This is a genomic window from Streptomyces sp. NPDC000941 (assembly GCF_053599555.1).
On sequence record NZ_JBSFMM010000408.1, the window covers coordinates 1 to 4,897 of the forward strand.

The 4,897-nt window shown below is 72.6% G+C and carries 5 protein-coding genes; 3 read left to right on the forward strand and 2 right to left on the reverse strand.

Features of this window, described 5'->3' with window-relative positions:
* Positions 1-55 precede the first annotated feature (55 nt).
* Both ACWDSL_RS51870 and ACWDSL_RS51875 read right to left on the reverse strand, forming a co-directional pair.
* Entirely contained in the window at positions 56-415 is a 360-nt protein-coding gene (locus ACWDSL_RS51870) for a DUF3263 domain-containing protein (RefSeq protein ID WP_450496568.1), read from the reverse strand.
* A gap of 2 nt (positions 416-417) precedes the next feature.
* On the reverse strand, positions 418-1,698 hold the full coding sequence (locus tag ACWDSL_RS51875; protein ID WP_450496570.1) for an extracellular solute-binding protein: 1,281 nt from the start codon (positions 1,696-1,698) through the stop codon (positions 418-420).
* 219 nt (positions 1,699-1,917) lie between these two features.
* Here ACWDSL_RS51875 and ACWDSL_RS51880 point away from each other — a divergent pair, with 219 nt between their 5' ends.
* The 3 genes from ACWDSL_RS51880 to ACWDSL_RS51890 all read left to right on the forward strand — a co-directional run.
* On the forward strand, positions 1,918-2,856 hold the full coding sequence (locus ACWDSL_RS51880; protein ID WP_450496571.1) for an ROK family protein: 939 nt from the start codon (positions 1,918-1,920) through the stop codon (positions 2,854-2,856).
* Complete coding sequence (nagA, locus tag ACWDSL_RS51885; protein WP_450496573.1) at positions 2,856-4,061, forward strand: N-acetylglucosamine-6-phosphate deacetylase; 1,206 nt, start codon at positions 2,856-2,858, stop codon at positions 4,059-4,061. The genes ACWDSL_RS51880 and nagA overlap by 1 nt, the downstream gene beginning before the upstream one ends.
* A 208-nt stretch (positions 4,062-4,269) precedes the next feature.
* Positions 4,270-4,897 (forward strand): 1-phosphofructokinase family hexose kinase (locus ACWDSL_RS51890; protein ID WP_450496575.1); only part of this gene is annotated, 628 nt, incomplete at its 3' end.

Below are 4,897 nucleotides of genomic sequence, written 5' to 3' on the forward strand. Positions count from 1 at the left end.
CTCTTTCGCTTCTCGTCGCTCTTGCGTTCTGGCGTTCGCGTCAGCGGCGTTCGCGTCAGCGGCGTTCGCGCCGCGCCGCGCGCACGCGGCGCAGCCGGTTGACGGTCACCGGGTCGTGGGCGAGGGCGCGGGGGTCGTCCAGGAGGGCGTTGAGGAGCTGGTAGTAGCGGGTCGGCGAGATGCCGAGCTGTTCGCGTATCGCGCGCTCCTTGGCGCCGGGCCCCGGCCAGCCGCGCCGCTCCACGGCGAGCACGGCCCGGTCCCGCTCGGACAGCCCGGCCGCCTCGCCGGGACCGACCGCCTCGCCTGGCGCCCCGGCCGCGTCACCAGGACCGACCGCGTCACCGGGACCGGCCGCGTGTTCCTCCGCATGCCCGTCCCAGGCCCGGCCTTGCTGATCGTGCTCGCCTTGCATCGCTAACCCGCCGTGGTCTCCAGCGCGTCGGCCTGGCGCTGGATCTCGCTGAGCACGCCCGCCGGATCGCCGCCCTTGGAGACGACCGAACCGATCTTTTTCTTCAGGTCCGACTGGACCGTCGCCCAGGACGTCTTGTCCACCGGGTAGAACTGCGCCGTCCCCAGCTCGTCGAGGAACTTCCACAGCCGCTTGTACTTGCGGTCCCCGCGCATCGTGCCGGATGCCTTGGTGGTCACCGGCAGCAGGTCGTACTGGCTGGTGAAGTCGAGCACGTTCTGCTCGCTGTAGAGGAAGTCCAGGAACAGCCCGGCCTGCCGGCGGTTGCCGTTCTGCTTGAAGGCCATGATCCAGTCGGCGACGCCCATGGTGGCTCTGGACTTCCCGTCGCGGCCGGGCAGCGGCGCGGTGCCGTACTTGATGCCGTGGCCGTCCGCCTGCTGCATCAGGGTCGGGTGGCCGTTGAGCATGCCGACCTCGCCGCGCGTGAACGCGTCGAAGATGTCCTGGCGGTTGGTGCGGCCCGGGGCGTCGGGGCCGGTCAGGCCCTCGCCGACCAGCTCGTCGCGCACCCACTCCATGGTCTTGATGTTCTGGGTCGAGTCGATGGTGTAGCTGCCGTTGGCGTCGGCGTAGCCGCCACCGCCGCCGAGCAGCCACATCAGGGCCTCGGCCTGCGACTCCTCGGGGCCGAGCGGCAGCCCGTAGGGGATCTTCACGCCGATCGCCTTGAGCTTGACGGCGGCGGCCTTGAGCTCGGCCCAGGTCTCCGGGACCGAGGTGACGCCGGCCTCGTCGAACAGCTTCTGGTTGTAGAAGAACAGCCGGGCGCTGGAGACGAAGGGCAGTCCGTACTGCACCCGCTTGACCTCGCCCGCCCGCGCGATCGACTCGATGAACCCGGCCTGGGTGGGGATGGAGAGCATCTGGTCGGCGCGGTAGAGCTTGCCCGCGGCGGCGAAGTCGGCGTACGCGCCGATCTGCGCGATGTCCGGGGCCTCGCCGCGCTTGACCATGTCGGCGAGCTTCTTGTCGATCTCGGTCCAGCTGAGGATCGTGACGTCGACCTTGATGTTCTCGTGCTCGACCTCGAACGCCCTGGCCACTTTGTCCCAGTACTTCTGGGAGCTGTTGGCCGAGCTGTCGCCGTAGTCGGCCGCCACCACTTTCAGGGTGACCTCGCCCGAGCCCGGGCTGTCGCTTCCACACGCCGTCAGCGCGGGCGCTATCGCCGCCGTCGCGGCCCCCGCCGCCGTCAGACCCAAGAACCGCCGACGCTGCACTGCTCTTCCCCACCCTCGTGGTTTGACTGTCCTTCTGGCTGCTCCCAGAAGGGTCGAGCGAGTCTGCCCCGCATACCTCCACAGGGTCTACACCATACGGATATCGCTTCGGTATCGAACTTCACCTTTACGCGAATAACGCGAATAACCAGAGCCTGAGCGACCCCCTGACGGCGAGTGGACTAGACCTCTCACGGTCCATCGCGCGAGACTGTCCCCGTGAAACACGTCATCGCCCTCGATGTGGGCGGCACCGGCATGAAGGCCGCCCTCGTGGGGGCGGACGGCGCGCTCCTCCATGAGGACAGGCGGCCCACCGGCCGCGAGCGCGGACCGGAAGCCGTCGTCGCCACGATCCTCGACTTCGCCGCCGAGCTGCGCGCCATCGGCGAGCAGCGCTACGGAGGCCCCGCCGCCGCGGCCGGGGTCGGCGTGCCCGGGGTCCTCGACGAGGACCGCGGCATCGCCGTCTTCGCCGCAAACCTCGGCTGGCGCGATGTGCCGCTGCGCGCCCTGCTGGCCGAACGGCTCGCCGGGACGCCGGTCGCGCTGGCCCACGACGTACGCATGGGCGGGCTGGCCGAGGGACGGATAGGAGCCGGCGAAGGGGCCGACCGTTTCCTGTTCGTATCGGTGGGCACCGGCATCGCGGGGGCCATAGGCGTCCACGGACGCGTCGACCCCGGGGCCAACGGCTCCTCGGGTGAGATCGGCCACATCGTCGTACGGCCGGGCGGCCCGGCATGCGGCTGCGGGCAGTTCGGCTGTCTGGAGACACTTGCCTCCGCCGCCGCGGTGGGCCGCGCCTGGGCGCGGGCGAGCGGTGGCGACGCTGTGAAGAACGACGCCGCGGACTGCGCCAGGGCCGTCGAGTCCGGCGATCCGCGGGCGGTGGCGGTGTGGCAGGAGGCCGTGGGCGCGCTCGCCGACGGCCTGGTCACCGGGGTCACCCTGCTGGACCCCGGGGTACTGATCGTCGGCGGGGGTCTGGCCGAGGCCGGGGAGACCCTGTTCGCGCCGCTGCGCACGGCGGTCGAGGAGCGGATCACGTTCCAGAAGCTGCCCTCTATCGTCCCGGCGGCCCTCGGGGACACCGCCGGATGCCTGGGCGCGGGCCTGCTCGCCTGGGACCTACTCTCCACGGAGGTAAGCGCCTGATGGTCGGACGAACGGCTCCAACGGCTCGAACGGTTCTCACGGGCGCCCGGGTGGTGCTGCCGACCGGTGTGGTCGAGGACGGGCGGGTGACGGTCGAGGGCCGGCACATCGTCGAGGCGGGCGCGGGCGGAACGGCGACCGGCGGCGCGCCGGGGGACGACAGCGGCCCCGCGCTCGATCTGACCGGCCACTGGATCGTCCCCGGCTTCGTCGATATGCATGTGCACGGCGGCGGGGGCGCGTCCTTCTCGGCCGGCACCGCGGAGGAAGCCCTCACCGTCGCCCATACGCACCGCCGCCGCGGCACCACCACCCTGCTCGCCTCCACCGTCACCGGCGACCTCGACGACCTCGCGCGGCAGGCCGCGGCCCTCTCCGAACTGGTCGAACAGGGCGAACTGGCCGGCGTCCACTTCGAGGGCCCCTTCATCTCCCCGCACCGCTGCGGCGCCCACCAGCCGTCGCTGCTGCGCCACCCGGATCCGGCGGATGTGCGCAAGCTCGTCGACGCCGCGCGCGGCACCGCGAAGATGATGACGCTCGCGCCCGAACTGCCCGGCGGCCTGGACTCCGTACGGCTGCTGGCCGACAGCGGCGTCATCGCGGCCGTCGGCCACACCGACGCGGCGTACGAGGCGGCGCTCGAGGCCGTCGAGGCGGGCGCGACGGTGGCGACGCACCTGTTCAACGCGATGCCGCCGCTGCTGCACCGCGAGCCGGGGCCGGTGGCCGCCCTGCTGGAGGACGAGCGGGTCACCATCGAGCTGATCAACGACGGCACCCATCTGCACCCCGCCGCGCTGCGCCTCGCCTTCCGCCGCGCGGGCGCCGACCGGGTCGCCTTCATCACGGACGCGATGGGCGCGGCCGGTATGAGCGACGGGGTCTATCCGCTGGGCCCGATGGAGGTCGAGGTCACCGACGGGGTCGCGCGGATCAGCAGCGGCCCGACGGCCGGTTCGATCGCGGGCTCGACCCTGACCCTCGACCGCGCCTTCGCCCGGGCCGTGACCCTGGACGGGCTGAGCGTGCCCGAGGCCGTACGGGCGCTGTCCGCCACCCCCGCGAGGGTCCTGGGCCTCGACGACCGGGTGGGTTCGCTGGAGGCCGGCAAGGACGCCGATCTGGTCGTGCTGGGCGAGGACTTCGGGCTGGTGGGCGTGATGCGCCGGGGCGAGTGGGTGATCGATCCCGAAGTGGGCTGATTCGACACCTCGGTCGGTCGGGCCGGCGGCGGTGGGGGTCTGGGCCCGCCGCCGCCGTTTTGGCATGATCCTTCACAGCCGCACACACACGGCACACACAGGCGCACGTTCGGTGGCACATTCGGTGGCACGCTCGGCGCGCACCTGTGGGGCGGCGCCGAGGACCGGGCCGGGGGACGGGCCGGGGTTGGACGAAGGGGATGCCAGGGTGATCCTGACGGTCACGCTCAACACCGCCCTGGACATCACCTACCAGGTGCCGCGCCTGCGCGCCCACACCACCCACCGCGTCACCGAGGTCACCGAACGGCCCGGCGGCAAGGGCCTCAACGTCGCCCGAGTGCTGGCCGCCCTCGGCCACCGCACCGTCGTCACGGGCTTCGCCGGGGGCGTGACCGGGACGGTCCTGCGGGAACGGCTCGCCGAACTCGGCGGCGGGGTGCTGGACGCCCTGGTGCCGATCGCCGGTACGACCCGGCGCACCGTCGGCGTCGTCGACACCGGCTCGGGCGACTCCACGCAGCTCAACGAGCCCGGCCCGATCGTCACCACGCCCGAGTGGTCCGCGTTCCTGGACTCGTACGCCGAGCTGCTGCGCGAGGCGTCCGCGGTCGCGCTGTGCGGCAGTCTGCCGCCCGGCGTCCCCGTGGGGACGTACGCGCGGCTCATCCGGGAGGCGAGCGCGGCGGGCGTGCCCGCGCTGCTGGACACCAGCGGCGAACCGCTGCGCCGCGGCGTCGCCGCCCGCCCCGACATCGTCAAGCCCAACGCCGATGAACTCGCCGGGCTCACCGGCTCCACCGAGCCGCTGCGCGCCGCGCGCGACGCCCGGCGGC